Genomic DNA, 25,690 nt, shown 5'->3' on the forward strand with positions numbered 1-25,690 from the left:
TGTGCTGCTGTGTTTTTTAGCGCACATCGATAGTTCAAAGTTCACATCGATAACATTGGGGAGAATAAATGAGGATTGATTAAAAAAAGAATAAAAGTTAATCTTCCAGCATTTTTTCAATCTCTTCGGTGAGGTTATACCCGTTAATGATATTGCCGCTGTTATCAAAGACTTGCCCGTTGGCAATAAAAACCTTGCCCGAGCTGAAAGCAGCCATTGTTGTTGTAATAAGCGGTAACTCTCTTCGTACTCCTTGGCGGCGTATAGCTTTAAAAAGTTCGTTTTCCGTCCCTTTGCTTCTTTTTATATCCTCCGCAGAAAGCCCGTCCACAGCCTGCCAATAAGAATCAAATTCTCCCCCGACAATCGGGAATTTGCAGTAACTGACTATCGGCCCCTCATCAAGCTCAGGGGTCACCAAATGCATCATAACCCCGGTTTCTTGGGCTTTGGCATCAATAAGTTGCCAGATAACTTCGCCCCACGTACCTTTCGGGCCGCCCGGTGCCGCCGGGTGCAAGTTGAGCATGTTATACTTTTCACACATTTCTTTGCCGACAATAAGCATGTAACCGGCAAGGATACAAAGGTTACAATCAAAACCCTTTAATAAATCCATAACATGACGGTCATATTCAAGCCGCCATTCGGATAACGGTTCTCCGGCAACCTCGTCAGGCCGATCCCCTTTAAATTTTTGGTAAGAAAAGCATACCAGCGGAACCCCGCTACCTTTTACAAGTTCGATAAAAAGATCGGTTTCAGACGATTCATTCGGCTCACGGCTGCAAAAAACATAGGAAATAGAGGCGTTTTCTATTTTGCCGCTCTTAATATTATCCAAAGCAACCTTAAAAAGTTCCCTTGAACCCTTGCCTCTGCCTGTGGAAAACCACCCGAATTTATACATTTTACACAAACCGTTTCTTTAATTTGTTTTTTAAACTAACAAGTTTTACCAGCGGATTCGAATAATACCCCTTTATTTTTGCGCCGTCTAAGGCATTCAAAAAATCTTCTTTGCCGTTAAAATCGGGCATTTCAACAAAACAAGCCCCAATCTCAGGGATTGAATGGGCATCGCTGCCCGCGCTTTGTCTAAACCCGTTCTCTTCTGCAAATAACCTTCCCTTGTCACGATTTTGAAAAGGAGCCATCCTCCCGTTTAAGACCTCGATTATATCAATCTCTTCTTTAATTAACTCAAGGGTTTCCATTTGCAAAGCGGAAGAGCGGAATTTATCAAACGGATGAGGAATGCACACCAACCCGCCTTGCTCTCTGATTCTTTTAATTGTTTCTTGCGGGGTCATCCCCGATGGAATCGTTTCCTGCAAAAACATACCCATTATCTCACCGTTAGGGGTTAATATTTCTTCGGCCACTATAATTTTAAACGGTGCTATTTTTTGCAATTTAACGGCCCCTTCAATTGTACCGTGATCACAAACAGCCAAACAATTAATGCCGATTTTCAGGCATCGGTTAATAATATCATCCAAAGAATTATCGGAATCATCCGAATAGCAGGTATGGATATGGAGATCGGCTTTAAGCACCGCTTAGCTTCTCCTCTCCAGATACGCCCCCGACCTGGTATCAACCTTAACGATATCTCCGATTTCAATAAAAAGCGGAACCTGAATCATAGTACCGGTTTCCAGTTTTGCCGGTTTATTTCCGCCGGTTGCGGTATCCCCTTTAAACCCGGGTTCGGTTTCAATTATCTCCAAATCAACGGTAATCGGAATAGAAATATCCAATATCTCATCTTTATAGAGGGATACCTCCACTTGCATCCCTTCTTTTAGATAAGGGATAGAATCCGTTAATTTATCTTCGTTAACGGTAATTTGGTCAAAGGTTTCCGTATCCATCAAATAATACAAACCTTCGTCGCTGTAAAGGTATTGCATTTTACGCATATCAAGGTTTGCTCTTACAAATTTATCATCGGACTGAAAACTTTGTTCAATAGTATGACCGGCAACTATATCGCGAAGTTTGACATGTGCCAAGGCTGTTCTTTTCATTTTTATATGCTTGTAATCGATAACTTGATATAATTTGTCGTTTAATACAATAACAACGCCTTTTCTTAATTCCGAACCGCTTAACATGAAATTCCTCGCTTAATTATTTACTTAACCCTGAAATGACATTCATTTTACCATTTTTTAGTACAACTGTATCCTCTATCCGCACGCCGCCCCACCCCGGTATGTAAATCCCCGGCTCAATTGTAAAGACCATATTTTCGGTCAAAATATCCGCGGATGTCCGATGGAGGGCAGGTTTTTCATGAGCCACAAGGCCGATTCCGTGCCCTAAACTGTGGCCGAAAGCCGCCCCATGCCCCGCTTTATCGATAATGCTTCTGGCAAAATAATCGGCCTCGGCACCCGTTGTGCCTTCGGCGATATTTGCAATGGCATGTAATTGCGCTTCCAATACAATTTTGTATATTTCATTAAAAGTATTATCGGCTCCACCAAGACATAACGTTCTGGTGCAATCACTGCAATAGCCCTTGTATTTTGCGCCAAAATCGATTACTATCGGCTCCTTTGCTTTGATTCGGCGCTCAGTCGGGTAGGCATGCGGAAGCGCCGCATTCGGCCCTGAACCAACAATTATTTCAAAAGGAACTGTCTCGCTGCCGGCCTCTCGTAACGCCTTCTCAAGCTCCCAAGCAACATCAAGTTCGGTCATCCCCGGGCAAATAATGCTTTCAAGGTGTTCAAAGGCTTTATCGGCAATTTTAACGGCTTGCTCGATGCAAACAATCTCGGCGGCATCCTTAACAGCCCTTATTTTTTCAACAGCCCCCGGCAAGGGAATCATATCCAGTTCAATTCCGCTTTTTTGAATCGCCGATGAAAAGTTCTGGAATTTTTCAATTGTTATATCTCCGGGCTCAAACCCCAATGTTTTGATATTAAGCCCGCCGGTAATTTCGGGGAACCATTTATCAATGCCATCCGTAATTTGGAATAGGGTGTAGAGCGGAGACTGTTCCTTTACTTGCTCGACATAACGAAAATCAGTCGCTAAAACAGTATTATTTTGAGTTATCAAAAGATATCCGGCTGAGCCGCTAAAACCGGAAAGATAATATCTGTTTTGGGGTTGGGATATTAGAACGGCATCTAAATTTTTCTCCTTTAGGATTTCCCTGAGTTTAGATATTCTCTTTTCTGTCTGCATCGGTTTCCTCTTCAATTTTGGCCATCGGATGAGCCACAAGATAAACTTTTCGCGCCTGACTGTAAGAAACATGGGTATAAATCTGAGTTGTTGATAGGTTGGAATGCCCCAGTAGTTCTTGGACAACCCTTAAGTCGGCCCCGCCGTTAAGCATATGGGTAGCAAAGGTGTGACGCAGCATATGCGGGTGAACATTCTTTTCGATACCAGCCAATTCCGCATATTTACGAATCAGCATTTGCACCATGCGTTCGGTAATTCTTGTTCCGTCGCGGTTTAAAAAAAGGGCTACGGCTTTTTTCTCTTTTTGAACCCCTAATTTCGGCCTGCCGTCGCTAAGATAGTTTTCAATCGCATTAACGGCATATTCTCCCATTAAAGCAATGCGTTCACGAGAGCCTTTCCCCCAAACCCGTATTTGCCTACCTTCAATATCAACGTTATCGATATCCAAACCGACTAACTCGCTCACCCTTAACCCGGAAGCGTAAATCAGTTCTATTAAAGCCCTGTCTCGCAAGCCTTGCGGGGTCGATAAATCGGGCGTTTGCAACAGTTTAACAATTTCCTCAATCGTCAAAAATTCGGGCAAACGCTTATCCAGCTTGGGAGAAACAGAATGTTCAAGAGGATTTACATCCAATATTTTTTCTCTTGATAAATAGCGATAAAAGGAACGGATAGCGGAAAGTTTACGGGCGATACTGGATTTAGCAACCCCTTCACTCGCTAAATAAGCCATATATTCACGCAATACCCATTTATCGGCCTTATCGAGGGTTTTGATCTCCTTCATGCGTAAAAATTGGAAAAACCCTTTAGCCGAGCCGCGCTTGGTATTACCGACCAAATCGCCGGTGTAGTTACGCACGGTGTAGGGAGACACATTACGCTCGGCGACTAAATAGTCGACATATTTGTTAAAAACTTCCTGCATCGGTTTTAGTCCTGCCGGAGTTTATTTTTATAATCGCATTTGGTGCACTTACCCGTTTTGCCTCTGTATACGGTCATTAAGCCGCCGCACTCAGGGCAGGGCTCGGGTAAGGGCTTTGTATTGATTGCAAAGTTACATTTCGGATATCCGCTGCAGCCGTAAAAGGTTCTTTTCTTTTTACTGCGTTTTTCAATAATATCCTCGCCGCATTCGGGGCACTTGGCGCCCGTTTTAATCTTAAACGAACTGGTGTATTTACATTCCGGGTAACCGCTGCAGGCCAAAAACTTACCGAAACGACCGACTTTAATCACAACCGACTTTTCACAGAGCGGGCATTTTTCATCGGTTTCTTCGTCTGCCAGCTTAACCCTTTCGATATCCTCGCCGGCTTTTTGCAAGTCCTCATTAAACGGCCCGTAAAACTCCCTGACTACCCCCACCCAGTCTATATCGCCGTTGGCAATCTTATCAAGATCGTTTTCAAGATGTGCCGTAAAGTCGATATTAACAATATTGGGGAAGTGTTGGAACAACAAATCGTTAACAATAAATCCCAATTCCGTCGGTTTAAAGCTGCCGCCCGGCTTGGTGACATATTCACGGTCCTGAATGGTAGATAAAATAGGCGCATAGGTACTTGGGCGCCCAATACCCCATTGTTCAAGCATTTTAATTAAGGTCGCTTCCGTATAACGTGACGGCGGCTTGGTAAAGTGCTGTTTTTCCGAGAGGTCTAAGAGTTTTAATTCCTCTCCCTTTTCCATTTTCGGCAGCTTTGATGTCTCTTCCTCTTCGTTATCGTCTTTCTTTTCACTGTAAAGGGTTATAAAACCGGGAAAGATGTTTACTGAGCCGGTTGCCCTGAAAAGATACTTATTTTTGGAAAGATTATTTTTAGCGTTAATATCAACCGATGTATTTTCAAAAGAAGCTGCCGCCATTTGGCTTGCAACCATCCTTTGCCATATCAGATTGTATATTTTATATTGCGTAGCAGTGAGATACTGTTTAACGGAATCGGGCGTACGCCACACCTTAGTGGGGCGAATGGCCTCGTGGGCTTCTTGGGCTCCCTTTACTTTACGGGAAAAGGAACGTGCATGAGCAGGCAAGTATTCAGCCCCGTATTTTTCCGAAATATAATTCCTTACTTCCGCTAGGGCGGAAGGGGCTACATGTGTGGAATCGGTTCTCATATAAGTAATCAAACCGACACTGCCCTCATTGCCGATTGTCAAACCTTCATAAAGCTGTTGGGCGGTTACCATCGTCATTTTTGCCGTAAATCGGAAACGCCGCCAGGCTTCCTGTTGTAACGTACTGGTAATAAACGGGGGCGCCGGTTGGCGTTGCACATTTTTTACAGTCACCTTACCGACACTGTAATCCGCTTTTTCCAATTCCGATTTGATTGTCATCGCTTGGTCGGAGTTTTTGATTTCCGCCTTGGCGTTATCGGCTGTTTTAATAAGCATCGCCTTAAATGAGCCATCTTTTTTAGCAGAATTTTTCTGTAATTCCGCTTCGATGGTCCAATACTCAACGGGAACAAATTGTTCAATTTCACGTTCGCGATCGGCTACAATCTTTACGGCAACGGATTGGACTCTTCCTGCCGACAGTCCTTTACGCACTTTTCGCCACAGGAGGGGGCTTAGTTTATAGCCTACCAGCCGATCTAAAATCCTGCGCGTTTGCTGCGCATTAACAAGTTGAATATCAATATCGCGCGGGGTTTTAAAAGCGTCGGTAATCGCCTCTTGGGTAATCTCATGGAAAGTAACACGGCGGTATTTAACGTCTTTCTGTTTTATAGCCTCGACAAGATGCCAAGCAATCGCCTCACCCTCGCGGTCGGGGTCAGTCGCCAGATATACGGTAGAAGCCGTCTTAGCGGCATCCCTCAGTTCTTTTACGGTTTTATTTTTATCTCTGGATACAACATATTTGGGTTCAAAATTATTCTCAACATCAACGCCTAAGCTGCTTTTCGGTAAATCCCGGATATGCCCCAAAGAAGCCTTAATGGTGTAATTTTTACCCAAAATTTTCGAAAGGGTTTTCGCCTTAGCCGGCGATTCCACTATTACAAGTTTTTTTTCCATCTAGTTAATCTCTATCTTATAAAATTCTTTATTTTCACGCACTTCACGGCATAAAGCATAATTCATTGCCCCGACCTGTTTTACCATCCCTTTTAACTCCATCATCGCCAGGGTACTGCTGGTAACCGAAATCGGCAAAGCACTGTTACGGCAAACTTCGTCAATATGTTTGGGTTCCGCCCCTAATTGTTTTAAAATCAGGGCTTCCGTGTCCGACGCCGGGATAAGTTCTTTTACCTCAATTTGTTCCGCAACCGCAGTCAAATTAAGTTCTTGCAAAATATCCTCAACATTACGCACAAGCTTAGCCGTATTTTCCATAATCAATTTGTTTGTTCCCGAGCTGGCAGGGGACAGAACGCTTCCGGGAACAGCAAATACCTCACGGTTTTGCTCAAATGCCAGGTTAGCCGTTATTAGCGAACCGCTGGTTTCGCCGGCTTCTATTACCAAAACCCCCAAACACAAACCGCTCATTATCCGATTACGACGCGGAAAGTTTTCCGGCCTGGGCTTGGTTCCGGGGGCATATTCGCTTACCATTGCACCGTTTTTAATTACCTGCCGTGCAAGGTTGGCGTTTTCTGCCGGATAAACACTGTCAAGCCCGCCTCCCATCACCGCAATAGTTCTGCCGTTGGCATTTAATGCGGATTGGTGCGTAATGGTATCAATTCCTTTTGCCAGTCCGCTAACAATCGTTATTTTATTTCCGGCAAGAGCGGATACTATCTCTTCGGTTATTTGCCTGCCGTAAATAGTGGGGTTCCGCGTTCCGACAACCGCTAAACAGTATTCATCTTCCTGCAGTATATCACCTCTAATATAAATTAAAGGCGGAAAGTCATAGATTTCTTTTAAGCGGGCAGGGTACTCATTATCGTGGTAATTAAAAGCTTTTATGTTATATTTTTCAAGTTTTGCAAGCTCGGCATCAAGGTCGATAGTCGGCCTGGATTTAATGATAGACTTAACGGAACCCTCGTCTAACCCTGCTTTTTTAAGCTCATCGGCAGCGGCATTCCACGCTTTCTCGATATCGCCAAAATAACTCTCAATCTTGTTAAATTTGACCCTGCCGATGCCTGAAATCAGATTAAAACCAATCCAATATTTGTTTTTTTCATTCTTGATAGTCAAAGCGGTTACATTCTAGCACAATCATAATCAATAGTGAAAAATGAAGTGCGAAGTAAAACATCATTTGATAGGGATAATTTGGAGTGTTGATTGGATTTAATTGTTAGATACCAAAGACAAACGAAGAGAAAAAACTAAAGCCTCTGAGTTTAAACTTGGAGGCCGTTATTTACATTGGTAGCGCATACGGGATTCGAACCCGTGATCTCCGCCTTGAGAGGGCGGTGTCCTAGGCCGCTAGACGAATGCGCCACGCACCAATCACGCGTGTTTTACGCCGAACATAATAGCTTATTATATCAAGGCTGTTTTGTCAAAATCTTCTGCTTGTAAAATAGCGGGGCAGGGGATAGTTAACATAACAAATATGTTAGTTTTTGACATCCAATTGAACACCCGATAAACCATAATAACGCCAGATTTTAAGCAAACTGTTTTCATGCATATACATAGAAAACGACATCACAATTTTTTCGTTTGATAAGTCCAGCTCCGAGGTGTCAATCCAGTATTCTAGTTTAATGACTTGGTTAAAGTTGCTGCTTAAATCAGGGTAATTAATGGCAACCCCGTCATCGCGATAAGTAACTTCACGATTAAAAAGATTGACGTAATTATCGGCAGGGTCGTCGTAAAGAAAGGCTTCACCGGGGTTAATATTTTCAAAATTCATCCTTAACGAAGATATGCGATGGTTATCTTTGGGGTGAATATTAACGGTAATATGCGATAGGTTATCGGCTATTTTTTCGGAATCAAAATCGATTATGATTGATTTATCGTTATTATGAATGTGGAAATAGTATTCAAAGCGATCCGTTTCCTGATTTATGTAGACGGTTGAATCGGCCTTTAGTTTTTGAGTATGAAAAAAAACGCTACTTGAAGCAGCTAAAAACAGCAAAACCAGCAATACATACCCGGCTATAATTAGAGATACCAGTTTCCATGCCCTTTTCATCTTTACCCCATCGTTTCACGGTTAATAATAACCCTGCCATTATAACATTCTTTGATAACAATTCTGTAATAATAAAGGGATAAAAGAACAATATGTTAGCCTTCGCGCCTTCAAACCACCCGCAAATTGATTATCAATTCCAAAACCTGCGTTCCGCCCCGTTTGATAATAAGGTTTACACAGTAAAAGAGAGTTAAAAGCATAAAAAACCCAGCTTTAAGCATCAATACGAGCACAAATATCCGCAAACACAAAGGAATCGGTTTTTGATGTTTGCTCATAGTTGTCCAGTCTGGTACAATAGTATTAGTAAGCATTTTGTCGCATAATTTTTTAATCATACTCTTTCTAGCTCGTATTATTGCGTTTTTCCTCATTGTTTACATTTAGCGGAAGGCTGTTTAAATAAGCTGTACTCTATTGGCAAGGATAGGGCACCGCCTACCTTTAGTATTATCCGGTCGCGTTTTTCCGCTAATCCCATGCTAAGTGCTTCTTTTCCGATTGCACGTTACGCAAACCATGTTGACTGCATTAGTGGGTTTTCCATACCCAATAAAAACAGGAGCTACGAAATGAAGGAAGAAGGAAAAACCGCAAGCTATAATTTAGCCAAAAAAAAGAAGTTGTTTTTACGTGAGCTCAAGCTACTGAAATCAGCCCAAGGCTCCGGAAACAAGCGTTTCGACGGCAGCCTTGCCAGAGAAAGAACGGAAATTGCGGATGCCGCCACCGAATTTGAAAAGAATTTAGCGCTCGGAATGCAAAAGCAAACCAATTTAGAGCTAATAGAACGGGCTTTAAGCAAGATAGACGAGGGCTCATACGGGATATGCGATATTTGCGGCAAAAGCATTAACCCCGCACGCATGGCAATATTGCCGTATGCCAATTTATGTATTAAGTGTTGTAATGATTCAAGCCGTTAAATAAACCAATTCGAATAGGATTGCCAGCAGTATAAAAATAGTTTTGAAGGGAGTGTTTTGGAAGTGAAGAACGGAAAAAAGTTGATTGAAAGTGATGAGGAATTTTTTTTAAAAGATAACGAATGTCAATTTTTATTTGGGTTAGCCAAAAAAGTTGCCAAAGACGAAGTTATAATTGAAATAGGGGATTATCAAAAAAACTCCACGCAATGGTTAGCGGAAGGGGTTCAAGAAGGCAAAGGCTGTAAATTTTATAATATGGGTTCACGGTTTAGCATTAAAGAAACCGCAGACGAGGAAGCCGAGCCGGAAGTTATTAATGAAGATTTATCAGAAATAGTCGATTTTTCTTATATCGATTCCGAAGAAACCGTCAGAAGATGGAAAGAAAAAATCGGGCTTTTATGCATCAATTTGGCTTGTGACTTTGATAATGTCAGCGAAATATTCAACGGTTGGGAGCGCCATCTCTCTCAAAAAGCCAAGGTTGTTGTCTATAATTGCGATACGACCGTATCTTCTAAAATTATTAAAAACAAAACCGGCAGCACCGGCAAATTCGTATTGGAAAAAACAAAGAATTCACTGGCGTTAATGAGGCTGGATAAATGCACGCATCATTGGATCCTTGATTCCTCCGATTTCGGTATTTGTAAATATTGTAAACGGACACGAAACTTCAGAAAAATGTTAAAGGAATCACGTTCTTTTGAAGCAAGGAGAAGGACCGGCGGCAGTAAAAAGAATATCAAAAATGCTGCGTAAACTAAAATTTAAATGAAATACTTGAAAATGGCGCATAGGTACTTGAATCAACGTCCTCAAATATCAGATAATTAGTTAGGAGGGTAACAATGGTGAGGTGTGATTTCATTGCAGCAGAAAACGCACAAACAGAACAGAATGAACACCGCATTGTTTCCTTTGAACCCCGTTTCTTTAACGACGACGGTTTAACACTAAAAATCAGACCGATTAATCCCAACGACACCGAAGCCTGGGTTGTATTTGTGAACGGTCTCAGCCACTACAGCAAGTATTACCGTTTCCACCGTATGATTAAAGACGTTACCGCCAACGACGCTCAACCGTTTTGTAATATCGATTACACCAACTCTTTTGCCTTGGTAGCGGAGCTGGAAACCGCAGACAGCTCTAAAATAATAGCCGTCGGTCGTTATGCCCGCATCAATAATACCAACCATGCCGAGTTTGCCATTGTTGTTGACGACAAGTTTCAAAAAAGAGGCATCGGCGCCGAGATAATGAAAACTTTGGCACAAATTGCTTATGAGAACGGTATTACCACATTTGAAGGGTTTACTTTAATTGAAAATTACGAAATAGTGAACTTCCTGAAAAAATGCGGTTTTGAGGTTAGAATCATGATGAGAACGAGTATGCAACATGTCTCTTTCCCGACAAACAGAATGGTCGGGGTGAGAGGATTCGAACCTCCGACCACCTGAACCCCATTCAGGTGCGCTACCTGGCTGCGCTACACCCCGACACAGCTAGAATATACTAACACAACTGAGCCTTAGTCGCAAATTGCATCGCACTTTATTACCCAAAAGTTAGAAGTATTTAATATTGTATGTTAATATTATAAAGAGGCATATAATCAAGCCTTACATAAAAAGAGTAACGTTATGGCAAAATTAAGAGAAATACGGGTTGTGCCCGATCCGGTTCTTCGGCGAAAGGCAAACAGGGTTCCCGCGGTAGATGAATCAATCGTTCAACTGGTTGAAGATATGGTTTTGACGATGCAGGAATCCGATGGGGTAGGATTAGCAGCCCCTCAAGTTGGCGTTTCGCTGCGCATTATTGTGCTTCAAATGCCTGACGAAGAACCTTTTTGTATAATCAATCCCGAAATAACCAAAAGGAAGGGTGAGGTAGAACTAACGGAAGGATGCCTTAGCGTTCCCGGTTATCAGGGTGAAGTTCTTAGATCGATTTCGATTGTCGCCAAAGGATTAAATATTAAAGGCGAAAAAATAAAAATTAAAGCAAGCGGGCTTTTGTCACAGGCAATCGAACATGAAACGGATCACTTAGACGGTATTATTTATACCGATCGAATAGAAGAAGACGGGAAACTTTACAAAATCGAACCCGAAGACGCCTAGAAAAAGCCTGCAGTAAAGGATAACCACATATGCAATATCCCTCAAACACGAAAACCTTGATTCAATGTGATTTTGACGGCACATTAACCGAAGAAGATATCAGTTTTTTAATATTGGATACTTTTGCCGAAGGCGACTGGCGCGCACTGCTTGAGCAATATAAAAGCGGCCAAATTTCGGTAGGCAAGTTTAACACACTCGCTTTTAGGATGGTTAAGCAAACGGAAAAGACATTAGTCAATTTTGTAAGCGAAAAGGCCAAATTAAGGCCGAATTTTAAAGAGTTATTGGATTACTGCAATTCGCGCAATTTCCGTTTTACGATAATCAGTAACGGAATGACGTTTTACATCAAAACATTGCTTAAAAATATCGGCATTGAAGATTTTGAAATATATGCCGCCCAAGCAACCTTTAACAATAACGGAATTGAGGCGCGTTATATCGGTCCGGACGGGAATGAGGTTCAAGACGGATTCAAAACAACCTATGCCAATAAGTTTTTAGGAGAAGGTTGGCGGGTTATCAGTATCGGTAACGGGGCATCCGATGTTCCGGCGGCCAAACTGGCACACCATACCTTTGCCACAGAACCGATGCTTTCACTGTGCAGAGAATCGGGGATGGATTGTTTCCCGTTTGAAACGCTGGATGACATCATAAAGGGGCTGAAACAGATAGATTAGCTAGTTTGTTCTGGCACCGAATATTTTACTGCCGATTCTGACAATATTAGCGCCTTCCTGCATTGCGACTTTGTATGAATCGGTCATTCCCATTGACAGATATTTCATTTCAACATTTTGAATGTTTAGTGCGGCTATTTCTTCAAATAATTCTTTAGTTTTAGCAAAATAGGGGCGTAGTTCTTCGGCTGTAACCGACCATGGCCCCATTGTCATTAGCCCCACAACTTTAATATTATCAAGTTTGGCTATTTCTTGAATTAAGCCGATTGCATCTTCGGGTAAAACCCCCGCTTTTTGGGGTTCTGCAGCGCTGTTAATTTCAACCAACACCGGCATTACTTTATTGATTTCGGCACATCTTTTATTAAGGAGCGACGCAATTTCAATCGAATCAATTGTTTCAATCATATCAAAAAGGGCAGCCGCTTTTTTTACTTTATTGCTTTGTAAATACCCGATAAAATGCCATTTCACACGATTACCAATTACCTTTTGTTTAGCCTCGGCCTCTTGCAGATAATTTTCACCGATTATTGTAACTCCGGCCTCAATTGCCTCAAGCACTTCCGATATTGTTTTTGTTTTTGCTGCGGCAACCAGTTGCACACCGGGCATTAACTCACCCAATATCTCATTAACATTTTGTTTGATTGTCATAATTTGTTTCCGCATTGCGGACAAAACCTCATTCCTTTATCGTTTCTACTGCCGCAATTTTCGCAAACTATTTTGGCAGTTCGTTTAGCACGGCTTGGTGCAATCCCCAGCAAATGGTCAAGCTCACCGCGTCTAAGCAATGTTTCCAATTGTTCGCGGCTTATCATGTTTTGGGCAACTTTCTTTTTTAATTCGTCATCAACCTGCAATGTCTCACCGCAGTGCTCACACACCACAACCTGCCGGGAGGAAAATTGAAAGGTAGGAACAAAATAAACGGTTAATCTTTTTCGTTCTTGCTTAACCGCAAAGATGCGCTGCTCCTCACATTTGGGGCACATCATATTGATGTAACCCAGAGGGTCATAATAATCCTTTTTTCCAAACAGAAAAACCATCGTATCTCCGAAATAAAGACCTCTAAAAAGGATAACAGAAAGCGGAGTGTTTATAAAGTTTTATGCTTCTAAACACCAAGATAAAATTGCTCTGAATGCGACTTTTAACCGTTTTTTAGCGAATTATAATTCCACCTGGCAGAGGGAATATTTCATCAATGGGAACCGCAAAGCCCATTCCTTCGAATATTTGATCAAAGAAATATCCGTCATCGTCCCTGTATCCCACATATTTCCATGAAACAATCCCGACTACTTCGCCTTTAGCATTAACTAAAGGACCACCGCTGTTTCCGCCGTTAATTGTCGTATCTGTCTGAATATAATCGTTTCCGTCGCTAATTGCTGTACGGAAAGCGGAAACAATGCCTACGCTGTGGCTAAGCGGGTTCCCTAATGCAAGCGCATTCCCCACCGCCATAACCTGTTCGCCAACCTCAAGGTCAGCAGAGGAGCCTATGGCCGCAAAGCGAAAATCCTTTTTGATCGACTTTATTTTAACCAGCGCAATATCAATATTGTTATAGAGATTTATTGCATCGCATACATATTTCGTTCCGTTGGTAAGGGTAATATCAAGATCATTAACATTGGCGTCCTCTACAACGTGGCGCGCAGTAACAATCCAGCCGTCGGCAGTAATAATAACCCCGGAACCGGTATAACCGTTAGCAGTTAGTATCACCATTGAAGGTTCGATATCGGCTGCAATTTTCGCCCAATCTACGATGTTGGCTTCAGCAGAATCGATACGATCTTTAAGGCCGTCAACATCCGCCGATATCCCGGCGACACTATCTTCAACTCCGGCAAAGTTATCTTGTAAAGAAGCATAATCGCTGTTTAATCCGTTAATATCGCCCTTAATTACGGAAAGGTCACTGTTTACACCGCTTAACTGCCCCTGAACTCCGGATACATCATTTTGTATACCGGACATATCACTTTCAAGAGAAGACATAGTGTTATTTAGGTTCGACACACTCCCGCTGATAGCGGAAACATTGTTACTAACCCCCGACAAGTTTCCTTCTATAACGGAAACGCTCCCGTTTAAGGATGCAACATTCCCGTTAAGCGCTTCGATTTGTGTGTTGGCAGTATTAAAATTATTGTGCATTTGATAGTAAAACACACCGTTAGCCACGATACCGGCAGTTAAAATAAAAAGCAGTACAATTATTGCAGTCGATTTCCATTTGTTCATTTCAGTCTCCATTTAAAATTAGAAGGATTTTGATATCGTCTGATACGTTGTCATCGTATTGTACTCTATAAATAAGTTGAATGAAAAGAGTCCACAAGTTATAATGTATATTGTTTTTAATAGGGCAGGTTATCAATTTAACATAATATAATGCGGGAGTAACTCAGCGGTAGAGTACCTGCCTTCCAAGCAGGTGGTCGCGGGTTCGAATCCCGTCTCCCGCTCCATTATTATTTTGTACTGCCGTGTGTTAAATGTTAAACTTTGTTGATAAACTAGGGGCTCGTAGCTCAGGGGTAGAGCGGTCGGCTCATAACCGATTGGTCGTAGGTTCGAAACCTACCGAGCCCACTTCTGTAATATCCTTCTTTGATTTCATAACATCTGCTGTTTTTAATATACCGTAATAGATTATTTTAGAGGTGTAAAATGCCGAGATGCCCAAATTGCTTCAGAGAAACAATGAGAACCCAAGATTGGGCCTGTTATTTATGCGGTTATCCGCTGGTTTCTCCCAATTTTAAGCTCATTGAAAAAACTTTTGGTCAAATCAGAGAAGAAAGACTGTACGGAGCTCAGCCTTTAATCGAAGATGAATCACCAATATCCTCCGATTGCAGTGAAGCCGATAATTTTACGGAAATGATGGATAGCGTGCCTCAGGTGTTCGATATTAAAGATGCATATGACGATAACGATCCGGACGAAAATCCTTCTGGAACCAAAGATGATGAGGACGAAGACGAAGTATGTGAAGCTTTAGATGAAGATATAGATGAAGCGCCGATTACGGCAGATATAACCGTTGCAGATGAAGAAACCAATGAGAGTTTACAAGATCTTCCGGAAGATTCGGTGGATGAAGAAGAGATTGTTATTTGTGAGGAAGAAGCGGAACAAGAAGAAGTTTTCGAAGAACCACCCCAAACCGAACCTGAGCCACCGACGGCATCCCCGGATATCGAAATAACGGTTAGTGATTTATTAAGCGAGTATGCCGATGATTACACGGCAGCCACCGCAAAGTTTATTAACAAAACGATTAGATTATCAGGCTACGTTGTTTCTATTGATATAAAAGAAGTACTTGCCGTTAACTATATCCGCCTTAGCGATGATTCTTTGAATCTTCCTAAAAGTGTTCAATGTATGTTCGATAAAAAATACGCCAACAAATTAAAAGAGTTGGAAAAGGGTCAATACGTTACCGTACAGGGAAATTACACGGGCTCATTAATTGCAATGCGGTTAGCGGACTGTGTTTTGGTTGAATTTGATTAATGCTTTGGGGGCTTGATATTTCCGGCCGATACTTTTAATAATAATTTTGCTCAGATATTTTTTTAAATTTGGCTCCCGGGCTTAACGGCTTGGGAGCTTTTTATTTATTGATGCATTAATTGTGATATCTTTGATGTAACTAAAAAAACGGTTGATAATTTAATGGGTACGATATGTAGTGGCTGGATTGATATTCCATACTATTTCCGTTCGATATTACATAATATATATTGTGCGAAGTATTTTGCACAAACGTAACCGTATTGTTTACATAATATACGAGTCATTCCTGAAACATCCTCTTTTCTGATTAAGTCGGATAAAACAAAACAGTCGCCGACATTTTGATAACGGGTTGCCCGGGCGCCATTTTATTTTTTTAAATTTTTTGACGGACAACCAACGATTTTCTAATTTCTGTTTTTTAACTTCCGTAAAAATTTCTTCCGTTTTCCCGGGGCTTCAAAAACCCACTCTTTTTAGAACCCTTTTAAAACAAAAATCCGCTAAATCTTAAAATACTACCCCTATTTACATGTTTTAGCCGTTTTGGGGCCTTATTTCATTTCTAAGACAACCAATTGAGAATTTAGTAATTTTGCATAGTTTTCTATTAACTATGCGAATAAAATGGCTAGATTTTGACTACAGAGGCTCGTTTTTTGGTGTAAAACCAAAAGAGCCGAGGTCTTTGTTTTTTATGATGTTATCCACTTTTTCCAGGAGGTTTTTTAACCCCCAGCCGTTTTGAGCCGAAATAACCACCGTGTTTTCTTTTTCATTAATTTCTTGGTTTTCAAAAAATGACAGCGCTTCTTCTTCATTCCATTTTTTCTGAGAATCAAGTAAAACATCAATCTTGTTTAATACCGTAATAACCGGTTTGTCTGCAATTTCGAGATCTTCAAAAACAGCTTCTACAACTTCACACATTTCGGGGGCACTGGGAGAAGAAAAATCAACAACATGCAAAAGAAGCGAAGCCTCTTCCAATTCTTCAAGCGTTGCACGAAAAGCCGATACCACTACCGGCGGCAACTTTCTTATAAACCCGACTGTATCGGTAAGAAGGAACGGTGTTCTTTCCGGTAACGCAATTCTTCTGGTAGTCGGGTCCAATGTTGCAAAAAGTTTGTCTTCGGCTAAAACACCGGCCTGACTAAGAACATTTAACAAAGTGCTTTTCCCCGAATTGGTATAACCAACCAAGGCCACTATCGGGATTCCGCTTTTTTGGCGCCGGGTGCGATGAAGCATTCGGTGTTTTTTTACATCGTCAAGCTGTTTCTTTAATTTTTGGATTTTCCTGTTTATTAACCTGCGGTCGGTCTCCAACTGGGATTCACCCGGCCCTCTGGTACCAATACCGCCCCCAAGCCGCTCAAGATGGCTCCATTGTCCGGCTAATCTTGGTAATAAATATTGGTGCTGGGCAAGTTCTACCTGTAATTTACCTTCGTGTGTCTGAGCACGACGCGCAAAAATATCCAATATCAGCGCGACACGGTCAATTATCTTTGTGTCTAAAGCCTGTTCCAGGTTTCTTTGCTGTAAGGGCGATAATTCATCATCAAAAATAATTACATCGGGCTCCAGCGTGCTTTTAAGCTCAATAAGTTCATCCAGCTTACCTTTACCAATGTATAGATTTTTAGACGGCTGTTTTAAATTTTGAGTGAGCCTGCCGACAACAATTGCCCCGGCAGTATCAGCCAGCTTGGCCAGTTCATCAAGGGATTGGTCCAATGACCAGTTATCTTTGGCAGTATCAATACTAACCGAAACCAGTACTGCCTTTTCTTTATTCTTTAAAATACCTTGTAATCTACTATTAATATTATACCCCTATTATGTAAAGTTATTTTCTGATTTTAGGCTTGAATTTATCCTTCTCGTTTTTCCAGCCCGCTAAACGCGATAACCCCTTTATTAAATTCGGATCGGAAACCGTAAGCGATAAACGCACGTATCCCTCTCCATACGTTCCGTAAACAGTCCCGGGGGTTACAACAATTCCCAATTTATCTAAAAGGTCATCGGCAAATTCAGCTGAAGTATAACCTGCCGGAACCTTTGTCCAAACATACAAACCCGCCTTGGGCATTTCGGCGCTTGCCCCGATATCGTTTAGAACCTCAACAATAAGATCGCGGCGCCTTTGATAAACCAAGCTGCTTTTTGCGGGAGCGGTTTGTGCATTATTTAACGCTTCGATTGCCCCGTATTGAATAGCTTGAGAAATCCCCGGATCCAAATTTGATTTTAGCTTGGTTATTAGCTGTATTACTTCGGGATTGCCAACAGCCATACCGATACGCCAGCCGGCCATATTGTAACTTTTTGAAAGTGAATGAAATTCAACCCCGACATCTTTTGCACCTTTAGCTTGTAAAAAACTGGGAGGATTATTCCCTTCAAAGGCAATTTCGGTATACGGCGCATCATGGCAAACCAATAGATTATGTTTTTGGGCAAATTCAGCAACATCCTCAAAGAATTTCAAATCACATACAGCGCCGGTCGGGTTATTGGGATAGTTAATCCATATTATTTTAGCCTTTTTTAATACCGTTTCGGGAATTGCCTGCAAATCGGGCAAATAGTTATTTTGAGATAGAAGCGGCATTTTAAATACCTCACCGCCGGCTAAGACAGTTCCGGCTGTATAGGCAGGATATCCGGGATCAGGCACAAGGGCAACATCACCGGGATTTAAACAGGATAAAGATAGATACCCTATCCCCTCTTTAGAACCGTGCAGCGGCAAAATTTCATTATCAGGATTTAGAATTACACCGAAACGCCTCTTATACCAATCGGCAACGGCTTGCCGCAATTCGGGAAGCCCGGTTATATTGGGATAGCGATGGTTTAATGGGTCACCGGCTTTAGCTGATATTTCATCAATTACATTTGTCGGAGTAGCAAAATCGGGGTCTCCCACACTGAAATCGATAACTTCTTCCCCCAAAGCCCTCTTTTCGGCAATTTTTTTGTTTACAGCCAAGAAATAATTGGGGGTAAGTGCATTTAGTCGATGTGAGATTTGCATCTTAGTATAACCTCAACATTCGCGGTTCAAGTATTACCGCAAAACTTATCTCATTTTGATATTAAAAAATCTTTAATCAGGTTTATAATATCAGGTTCAATATCATTCTGTACATCAAACCACTTAATTCTATCATCTTTTAGCTTAAACCAGTTATATTGGCTTCGCACGTAGCGATGGGTATCGTATTTGATTTGTCGAATCGCCTCATCGAGGCTGATTTGCCCGTTAATATACATTACCGTTTGTTTATAGCCGATGCCGGACATAGAGGGCAAATCTTCACTGTAGCCGCTCTGCAATAATCGACGGGTTTCAGCAATCAGACCGTTTTCAATCATTAAATCAACCCTTTTATCAACTCTGCGGTAAAGTTCTTCACGTTCTGTGGTTAACCCTATAATAAGGGCATTATACTGTGCTTCTTTTTGCACCTCTTTATTCTGCTTGTTATCTTTGGAATTATGGACAATCTCCAAGGCCCTGATGACCCTGCGCGTATTAAACTTATCAATTTTTTCAGCCGCTTTAGGATCTAAAGCCTGCAGTTGTTGATAGAGGGCTTGGGTGCCAACTTCTTCCGCCTTTTTTTCAAGCAATTGCCGGTATTCAATATTGGGGACTACTTTGGGAATGGACCACCCCTCCAACACCGCCCAGACATATTGACCGCTGCCGCCTACTAAAACGGGAACTTTATTTCTTTGGGATATATCTTCAATTTTAGACAGACATTGTTCTTGATATTCCGCCAGGCTATAGGGTTCATCGGGGTTAATTATATCGATTAGATGGTGAGGAACTAAAGCCATTTCTTGGGGCGGCGGTTTAGCGGTGCCGATATCCATAAAGCGATAAACCTGACGGCTGTCAACACTAATAATTTCGCAATCAAATTTTTGTCCGATGGAGATTGCCAGATTACTTTTTCCGATACCTGTCGGTCCGACAATTGCAATTATCTTTTTCATAGGCAATAACGCAAAAAGAGAGGTAAATTAACCAAAGCGATAACAAATATAATTATTATGCAAACTATGCCCTATTTTGGCAATTCTTATAAACGATAGAGGTCTGTTCGACCATACTAATAAATTGATCGGATTTAAGGCTGGCCCCGCCAACCAAAGCCCCGTCTATTTCTTCCTGCCCCATCAATTCGGTAATATTTTCAGCATTGGCACTTCCACCGTAAAGGATACGCATTTCAGAAGCAACTTGTTGACCGAAAAGCGAACAAACTTTATTTCTGATTTTCCCGATGATTTCACCAGCTTGTTCGGGGCTGGCCGATTTCCCGGTTCCGATTGCCCAAATCGGCTCGTAAGCAATAACAAGCCCGCCGATATTTTCGATATTCAAAAAGGCTTCGTCCAATTGCCTTTCAAGAACCGCAACAGTTCTATCGGCCTGGTTATCTTCCAGGTTTTCTCCGATGCATAAAATGGGGGTAATTCCAAATTTCAAAGCGGTAATAAGCTTGCGGTTAACGTACAAATCGTCGTTAAAATATTGTCTGCGTTCCGAATGGCCAATAATAACATACTCGCAATATTCTTTAATCATCAGCGGTGAAACTTCACCGGTAAAGGCGCCTTTTTCTTCATAATGAACATTTTGCGCCCCTACTTTTACGGAGCTTTTAGCCAATAATTCGGAAACTGTTTTTAGCGATATAAACGGAGGGCAAACGAGCTTTTCAACCCCTGTAATCTCATCAAGCGGTTTAAGCAAATTAATAACAAGCGAAGTGGCTTCTTCGGTTGTTGTATTCATTTTCCAATTACCTGCAATCAGTGGAGTTCTCATTTTTATGCTCCGTATTTATTCAGTTTGAGGGCGTTGGCCATCGCCAGCGGCATAATATCGGTTGCCGCAATCCTTCCTAAGCCGCCGTAGATACATGCCAATTCGGTAAACTGCTGAACGGCATCCGGACGGCACCATTGTGAATGAATAAGGACAGGCACCGAGTGCCAACTATGCCCTTTCATCGTAGCCGGGGTAGAGTGGTCTCCGGCAACTACAATTACATCAGGGTTAAGAGCGGTAATTTCGGGGATTAGTTTATCCAAGTGCTCCAAAGCCTTTACCTTGGCACTAAAATCACCGTCTTCACCGCGCGCATCGGTTTCCTTAATATGGATAAAGAAGAAGTCATGGTTAGCGTAATGCTGTTTAAGCGTTGCAATTTCATCTTCAACCGAGATGCCTGTTTTTAATATTTCCATGCCGACAGCCCTCGCCAACCCGCGATACATCGGATATGAGGCAATCGCCGCCGGTTTCAATTTGTATATCTCCGACATAGCGGGGAGTTCCGGCTTTCCATCAAAACCTCGGAGTAATAACATATTTGCCGATTCATAAGAGGAAAGAATTTCTTTTACACGTTCAAGATACTTATTTATAATTTCTGCCGTTCTTTCGGCACCGGGATTATCAGCTAAAACCTTTAACGGCGCCATTCCAACCTGCTGCGGATCGGAATCGGAGATTGCAGAACTAAGACCTTTGCCGCGTAAAACCAAACACATACGGTGGTCTTTAACAGGTAAAGCCAAAACAGTTACGCCGTCAATTGTAATGTTATTAATCAAATCACAGAGTTTAGTGCTTTGTTCGGTTAAAATTCTACCGGCACGTCTATCGGTAATTATGCCTTCTTTATCGACAGTACAAAAATTACCGCGGGCGGCAACATCACCGGGCATGAGCGGGAAATCAATTCCCATCGCTTCCAATGCCCCGCGTCCTATAAGATAAGTAATAGGGTCATATCCGAACAAAGCCAAATGACCCGGGGCGCTTCCGGATGTTATTCCGGGGCTGACAGGGTCGGATAAACCGCAAATACTCTTGGCGGCAAGCAAATCCAAATTAGGGGTATTGGCAGTTTCCAATTCGGTTTTACCGCTAACGTTATCGGGAAGGCCGCCAAGCCCATCAACAACCAACAATATAATTTTTGAGGGCGTAGTTTTTGCTAATCCTTTAATAAACTGCAGATTTACCCTACTCAAAATAATCTACTCCGCTTTAGCCAATTTTGTTTTTGCCTCTTTAGGAAGCAGTGCCTCGACGCCGGGAAGGGTTTTCCCGCTTAAAAATTTTAACGAGGCGCCGCCGCCGGTGGAAACAAAAGTCATTTTATGGCCTAATTTCATTTCGGTTACTATTTCCGATGTTGACCCGCCGCCGATAATGGTTGTCCCGTGTAAATTAGCGATGATTTTTGCCATCATTTTTGTCCCTTCACTAAACTGAGGAATTTCATATATTCCCATCGGTCCGTTCCAGAAAACGGTACGGCATTTTTCAAGCGCTTTGGTAAATTTTGTTATTGTCAGAGTTCCGACATCAACGATATGTTTATTTGAAGGAATATTGGCAATACCTACATTTTCGGTTTGAGCATTTGTGCTGATTTCATCGGCAACAAGCATATCATCGGGAAGAACAAGTTTAACACCGTTTTTGTTGGCTTTTTCGATTATATCCGAGGCAGTATCGAGTGAATCGTCAATTAAGGATGCACCAACCTCATATGATTGTGCTTTTAAGAAAGTAGCCGCCATACCTCCGCCGATAATTATGGTATCCACCTTGCCCATAATGTTATTTAACATGGCAACTTTATCGCTTACTTTAGCCCCGCCCAAAAGTACCGCAAAGGGGTGCGGCGGGTCGGTGAGCACCTTCCCTAAGGCATCTATTTCCTTTTCCAGGAGCAAACCGGATACGGAAGGGATATACTTTGTAACACCCACAATCGAAGCGTGTTTTCTGTGAGCGGTACCAAAGGCATCATTTACAAAAATATCGCCGTGCTTGGACAAAGCCTCCGCAAAAGCGGCATCGCCCTCTTCTTCTTCGGCATAAAAACGCAGATTTTCTAATAGCAAGACATCCCCGTTTTGCATAGCACTAATGGCACTGTCTACTTCGGGGCCGATACAATCACCGACAAAACCAACCGGCTGCCTCATAATTTTTGATAAGCGCTTAGCCACAAAATCCAAGCTAAACTCGGGATTGACCTCACCGGCGGGACGACCGAGATGTGAACACAGAATAACCTTGGCACCCCTCTCAACAAGGTAATCAATTGTTGGGAGTGACGCCCTGATACGACTGTCATCGGTAACAGTACGTGTTTCGCATTTAAAGGGGACATTAAAGTCAACCCTTACAAGTACATTTTTCCCACTGACATCGATATCTCTAACTGTTAACTTATTCATTTGCACCCTTTTTAATGAAAATAAAACAAAAATCAGGCAATCTTGTACCTGATACCTTCACCGTAATTATATACCATTTTTATTTAACAATGAATCTTTTTCACCTGTGGGAGTAGCGCTAACGCCGCTTTAACTATACCGTCGGAATCCAATCCGTATTTGGCCCTCAAAATAGAAGGGGTTCCGTGCTCCACGTAGATATCCGGGATAGCAATCTTTTTAACTTTGATATCGTTAATTCCGGCCTCGTGAAGAAGAGAAGAAACAGCGCTTCCGAAACCGCCGGTTAACACATTTTCTTCCACGGTAATAAGATGCTTTGTAGCGGATACGGCACTAATAATTGTTTCCGCATCCAGCGGTTTAATAAATCGTCCGTTAACGACGGTTGATTCAATACCGTTTAGGGATAATTCGCCCGCCGCTTGTATGGCATAAGGCACCGAGGCGCCTACCCCGATAATCGTTAAATCACCGCCTTTTTTGATAACTTCGGCAGTACCAATCGGAATTGATTTAAAAGAACTGTCCATTCGTACACCGGTTCCGCAACTGCGCGGGTACCGGATAGCCATCGGACCTTTGGTTTTGGTTGCGGTATAAAGTAAATGCTGTAATTCATTTTCATCTTTAGGAGCAGACAGAATAAGGTTGGGAACAAGTGAAAGATACGATAAATCAAAAATACCTTGATGGGTTTTACCGTCATCTCCGACAATACCCCCGCGGTCAACTGCAAAAATAACATGCAAATCCTGTAAGCAAACATCATGTATTATCTGGTCAAAGGAACGCTGCAAGAAAGTCGAATAAATTGCAACAACGGGGATATAGCCTTGTGTGGCAAGACCGGCCGCAAAAGCAACCGCGTGTTGCTCACAGATACCGACATCAAAAATCCTATCGGGTAATTCGTTTTGGAGAATACTAAGGCAATTCCCCTCGGGCATTGCAGGCGTAATAACAACAATTCTGGGATTATCTTTAGCCAGCTGCAATACGGTTTGCGCAAAAACCTCACTGTAAGTGGGAATCGCTTTAACCTGAGGCGAGGTTTTGCATTTGGGGGAAACGCCGTGAAAATAGACAGCATTACCTTCGGCAGGCGTATAGCCTTTTCCTTTGGTTGTCACTAGATGAATAAGGGTCGGTTTGTGGCTGTAATCCCTTGCCTGAACCAGCGCAGCCTCAAGGTTCTTGATATCGTGACCGTCAATCGGCCCCATATATGCCATACCAAGCTCTTCCCAAATTGTGGTAGGCATAATAAAACCCTTTATACTGCTTTTAACTCTCTGCCCGAAATTCCATAACTTGTTACCAAGCGGTAAAAAGCCAAGGGCTTTTTTACTTTTTTCGCTGGCACGATAATAACGTTTATCGAAACGAACTTTTCTGAATATTTTGGCTAGTGCCCCTACCGTGGGGGAAATTGACATACCGTTATCGTTAAGAATAACAATCAGTTTTGAACCAAGAGAAGAGATGTTGTTAAATGCCTCAAGAGCCATACCGCCGGTCGCCGCCCCGTCGCCGATTACCGCTATAACATTGTAATCCTTGCCGGCAAGGTCTCTGGCTTTAGCCATCCCCATAGCGGCCGAAACGGACGTACTGGCGTGTCCGGTTCCAAACGGATCATGCGGGCTTTCCTCGCGCGACGTAAAGCCGGACATCCCTCCGTGCTGACGCAGCGTTTTGAATTCTTTTTTACGGCCGGTCAACAATTTATGAGCATATGACTGATGGCCAACATCCCAAATAATTTTGTCATCGGGGGTATTAAAAACCCTGTGTAAAGCAACAGTTAACTCAACGGTGCCCAGGCTGGATGCCAAATGACCGCCGTTTTGTGTTACAACGGAAATAATCTCCTGTCTGATTTCTTCGGAGAGTTTTTCAAGCTGTTTTTGGGTGAGCCCTTTCAAATCTGCAGGGCTATCTATACTGTCAAATAATTCTGACATGACAAATCCTCAATTAAATACGAACCCCGATTATATGTGCGGAAACAACTCTTATACTAGCAATGTAACTGAAAGGTTGTCAAGCTACACATCCGTTTAACTTGACGGTTCCGCAATCTGTTTGTTAGACTTCCTTATATTTACCCGATAGTAGGACAAATCTTGAGTGAAGCAATTCAAAACCTTGATATTCTCAAAGAGTTTATTATTCTTCTTTTATCAGCTGCCCCGATTAGTGAACTCAGAGGTGCCATTCCGCTTGCAATTCTCACCTTTGATTTCCCCTGGTACTATGCTTTCTTTTTAGCGATAGTCGGCAATATGCTTCCCGTTCCGATTATTTTATTATTTATAGAATGGGCAGCCAAATGGCTTAGTAAAATCCCAATAATGAAAAGGTTTTTTGATTGGTTATTTGAAAGAGCCGAAAACAAAAGTGGGGTAATTCGTAAATATAAGCGTTTGGGGTTAATAATTTTGGTTGCCATTCCCCTGCCGCTAACCGGGGCCTGGATCGGTTCGGTTGTTGCCGTCCTTCTCGGAATAAAATTTAAACAAGCTTTCTTTTCGATATTTATCGGTGTTATTATTGCCGGGATTATAGTTACATCTTTAACCCTACTCGGCTGGGTCGGGGCAATTATTGCCGGGGCTGCCCTTTTAACGCTGCTTATATGCAGTTTTATTAGATCAAAAAATAAAAACCAAGTTGCATAACGTTTGATTTTAGGACAATTTAGAACAAACAAACGTGAGCCGCATTAGCGATTTTACTCTT

The 25,690-nt window shown here is 42.2% G+C and carries 25 protein-coding genes and 4 tRNA genes; 9 read left to right on the forward strand and 20 right to left on the reverse strand.

Annotated features, from left to right (window positions below; genetic code table 11):
* Nucleotides 1–97 precede the first annotated feature (97 nt).
* The 9 genes from WC958_01625 to WC958_01665 form a co-directional block, all read right to left on the reverse strand.
* Nucleotides 98–910 carry a formyltransferase family protein gene (locus tag WC958_01625; protein ID MFA5628955.1) on the reverse strand — a complete coding sequence of 271 codons (813 nt, stop codon included), beginning with the start codon at nucleotides 908–910 and terminating at the stop codon, nucleotides 98–100.
* A gap of 1 nt (nucleotide 911) precedes the next feature.
* Nucleotides 912–1,559 carry a PHP-associated domain-containing protein gene (locus WC958_01630; GenBank protein MFA5628956.1) on the reverse strand — a complete coding sequence of 216 codons (648 nt, stop codon included), beginning with the start codon at nucleotides 1,557–1,559 and terminating at the stop codon, nucleotides 912–914.
* 3 nt (nucleotides 1,560–1,562) lie between these two features.
* Entirely contained in the window at nucleotides 1,563–2,120 is a 558-nt protein-coding gene (gene efp, locus WC958_01635; protein ID MFA5628957.1) for an elongation factor P, read from the reverse strand.
* Nucleotides 2,121–2,136: 16 nt separating this feature from the next.
* Nucleotides 2,137–3,207 (reverse strand): aminopeptidase P family protein, encoded by a 1,071-nt coding sequence (locus WC958_01640; GenBank protein ID MFA5628958.1) that lies wholly within the window; start codon nucleotides 3,205–3,207, stop codon nucleotides 2,137–2,139.
* Nucleotides 3,182–4,144 (reverse strand): site-specific tyrosine recombinase/integron integrase, encoded by a 963-nt coding sequence (xerA, locus tag WC958_01645; protein ID MFA5628959.1) that lies wholly within the window; start codon nucleotides 4,142–4,144, stop codon nucleotides 3,182–3,184. Before xerA ends, WC958_01640 begins: the two co-directional genes overlap by 26 nt.
* A gap of 5 nt (nucleotides 4,145–4,149) precedes the next feature.
* Nucleotides 4,150–6,252 (reverse strand): type I DNA topoisomerase, encoded by a 2,103-nt coding sequence (gene topA, locus WC958_01650; GenBank protein ID MFA5628960.1) that lies wholly within the window; start codon nucleotides 6,250–6,252, stop codon nucleotides 4,150–4,152.
* Nucleotides 6,253–7,392: a DNA-processing protein DprA gene (gene dprA / locus WC958_01655; protein ID MFA5628961.1), complete on the reverse strand. Its 1,140-nt coding sequence runs from the start codon at nucleotides 7,390–7,392 to the stop codon at nucleotides 6,253–6,255.
* Between the two features lie 175 nt (nucleotides 7,393–7,567).
* Nucleotides 7,568–7,644: transfer RNA gene (locus WC958_01660), tRNA-Glu, on the reverse strand.
* 118 nt (nucleotides 7,645–7,762) lie between these two features.
* Complete coding sequence (locus WC958_01665) at nucleotides 7,763–8,353, reverse strand: hypothetical protein (protein MFA5628962.1); 591 nt, start codon at nucleotides 8,351–8,353, stop codon at nucleotides 7,763–7,765.
* 575 nt (nucleotides 8,354–8,928) lie between these two features.
* Here WC958_01665 and WC958_01670 point away from each other — a divergent pair.
* The 3 genes from WC958_01670 to WC958_01680 all read left to right on the forward strand — a co-directional run bounded on the left by WC958_01670 (nucleotide 8,929) and on the right by WC958_01680 (nucleotide 10,751).
* The gene (locus WC958_01670; protein ID MFA5628963.1) at nucleotides 8,929–9,282 is read left to right on the forward strand and encodes a TraR/DksA C4-type zinc finger protein; all 354 of its coding nucleotides are present in this window, start codon (nucleotides 8,929–8,931) and stop codon (nucleotides 9,280–9,282) included.
* A gap of 63 nt (nucleotides 9,283–9,345) precedes the next feature.
* Nucleotides 9,346–10,047, forward strand: coding sequence for a hypothetical protein (locus WC958_01675; GenBank protein MFA5628964.1), 702 nt, complete (start codon nucleotides 9,346–9,348; stop codon nucleotides 10,045–10,047).
* 89 nt (nucleotides 10,048–10,136) lie between these two features.
* Complete coding sequence (locus WC958_01680; GenBank protein ID MFA5628965.1) at nucleotides 10,137–10,751, forward strand: GNAT family N-acetyltransferase; 615 nt, start codon at nucleotides 10,137–10,139, stop codon at nucleotides 10,749–10,751.
* On the opposite strand, the gene WC958_01685 is transcribed toward WC958_01680, so the two are convergent.
* Nucleotides 10,714–10,790: transfer RNA gene (locus WC958_01685), tRNA-Pro, on the reverse strand. The two genes, WC958_01680 and WC958_01685, sit on opposite strands and share 38 nt — an antisense overlap.
* 144 nt (nucleotides 10,791–10,934) lie before the next feature.
* On the opposite strand from WC958_01685, the gene def reads away from it, so the two are divergent.
* Both def and WC958_01695 read left to right on the forward strand, forming a co-directional pair.
* On the forward strand, nucleotides 10,935–11,417 hold the full coding sequence (gene def / locus WC958_01690; protein MFA5628966.1) for a peptide deformylase: 483 nt from the start codon (nucleotides 10,935–10,937) through the stop codon (nucleotides 11,415–11,417).
* Between the two features lie 29 nt (nucleotides 11,418–11,446).
* Complete coding sequence (locus WC958_01695) at nucleotides 11,447–12,103, forward strand: MtnX-like HAD-IB family phosphatase (GenBank protein ID MFA5628967.1); 657 nt, start codon at nucleotides 11,447–11,449, stop codon at nucleotides 12,101–12,103.
* On the opposite strand, the gene WC958_01700 is transcribed toward WC958_01695, so the two are convergent.
* The 3 genes from WC958_01700 to WC958_01710 all read right to left on the reverse strand — a co-directional run bounded on the left by WC958_01700 (nucleotide 12,104) and on the right by WC958_01710 (nucleotide 14,368).
* Nucleotides 12,104–12,763, reverse strand: a complete 660-nt coding sequence (locus tag WC958_01700; protein ID MFA5628968.1) for a YggS family pyridoxal phosphate-dependent enzyme — start codon at nucleotides 12,761–12,763, stop codon at nucleotides 12,104–12,106.
* Nucleotides 12,760–13,161, reverse strand: coding sequence for a zinc-ribbon domain-containing protein (locus WC958_01705; protein MFA5628969.1), 402 nt, complete (start codon nucleotides 13,159–13,161; stop codon nucleotides 12,760–12,762). Before WC958_01705 ends, WC958_01700 begins: the two co-directional genes overlap by 4 nt.
* 115 nt (nucleotides 13,162–13,276) lie before the next feature.
* Nucleotides 13,277–14,368 carry a trypsin-like peptidase domain-containing protein gene (locus WC958_01710; protein ID MFA5628970.1) on the reverse strand — a complete coding sequence of 364 codons (1,092 nt, stop codon included), beginning with the start codon at nucleotides 14,366–14,368 and terminating at the stop codon, nucleotides 13,277–13,279.
* A 152-nt stretch (nucleotides 14,369–14,520) separates the two neighbouring features.
* Here WC958_01710 and WC958_01715 point away from each other — a divergent pair.
* From WC958_01715 to WC958_01725, 3 genes are all read left to right on the forward strand, one after another.
* Nucleotides 14,521–14,595, forward strand: a tRNA-Gly gene (locus WC958_01715).
* Between the two features lie 52 nt (nucleotides 14,596–14,647).
* Nucleotides 14,648–14,719 (forward strand) — tRNA-Ile (locus tag WC958_01720).
* Nucleotides 14,720–14,830: 111 nt separating this feature from the next.
* Entirely contained in the window at nucleotides 14,831–15,649 is an 819-nt protein-coding gene (locus tag WC958_01725; protein MFA5628971.1) for a hypothetical protein, read from the forward strand.
* A gap of 645 nt (nucleotides 15,650–16,294) precedes the next feature.
* Here WC958_01725 and hflX read toward each other — a convergent pair.
* The 7 genes from hflX to dxs form a co-directional block, all read right to left on the reverse strand.
* A complete protein-coding gene (gene hflX / locus WC958_01730; protein MFA5628972.1) occupies nucleotides 16,295–17,485 on the reverse strand; it encodes a GTPase HflX in 1,191 nt (396 codons plus the stop codon).
* 22 nt (nucleotides 17,486–17,507) lie between these two features.
* Nucleotides 17,508–18,701, reverse strand: a complete 1,194-nt coding sequence (locus WC958_01735) for an LL-diaminopimelate aminotransferase (protein MFA5628973.1) — start codon at nucleotides 18,699–18,701, stop codon at nucleotides 17,508–17,510.
* A gap of 50 nt (nucleotides 18,702–18,751) precedes the next feature.
* The gene (gene miaA / locus WC958_01740) at nucleotides 18,752–19,672 is read right to left on the reverse strand and encodes a tRNA (adenosine(37)-N6)-dimethylallyltransferase MiaA (GenBank protein MFA5628974.1); all 921 of its coding nucleotides are present in this window, start codon (nucleotides 19,670–19,672) and stop codon (nucleotides 18,752–18,754) included.
* A gap of 64 nt (nucleotides 19,673–19,736) precedes the next feature.
* A complete protein-coding gene (gene tpiA, locus WC958_01745) occupies nucleotides 19,737–20,510 on the reverse strand; it encodes a triose-phosphate isomerase (protein MFA5628975.1) in 774 nt (257 codons plus the stop codon).
* A 2-nt stretch (nucleotides 20,511–20,512) separates the two neighbouring features.
* Entirely contained in the window at nucleotides 20,513–21,724 is a 1,212-nt protein-coding gene (locus tag WC958_01750; GenBank protein MFA5628976.1) for a 2,3-bisphosphoglycerate-independent phosphoglycerate mutase, read from the reverse strand.
* A gap of 6 nt (nucleotides 21,725–21,730) precedes the next feature.
* The gene (locus WC958_01755; GenBank protein ID MFA5628977.1) at nucleotides 21,731–22,945 is read right to left on the reverse strand and encodes a phosphoglycerate kinase; all 1,215 of its coding nucleotides are present in this window, start codon (nucleotides 22,943–22,945) and stop codon (nucleotides 21,731–21,733) included.
* A gap of 83 nt (nucleotides 22,946–23,028) precedes the next feature.
* A complete protein-coding gene (gene dxs / locus WC958_01760) occupies nucleotides 23,029–24,912 on the reverse strand; it encodes a 1-deoxy-D-xylulose-5-phosphate synthase (GenBank protein ID MFA5628978.1) in 1,884 nt (627 codons plus the stop codon).
* 162 nt (nucleotides 24,913–25,074) lie between these two features.
* Between dxs and WC958_01765 the strand changes: the two genes are divergently transcribed.
* Entirely contained in the window at nucleotides 25,075–25,629 is a 555-nt protein-coding gene (locus WC958_01765) for a small multi-drug export protein (GenBank protein MFA5628979.1), read from the forward strand.
* Nucleotides 25,630–25,690 lie beyond the last annotated feature (61 nt).

The sequence above is a fragment of the Dehalococcoidales bacterium genome, assembly GCA_041656115.1.
Taxonomy (GTDB): domain Bacteria; phylum Chloroflexota; class Dehalococcoidia; order Dehalococcoidales; family UBA5627; genus UBA5627.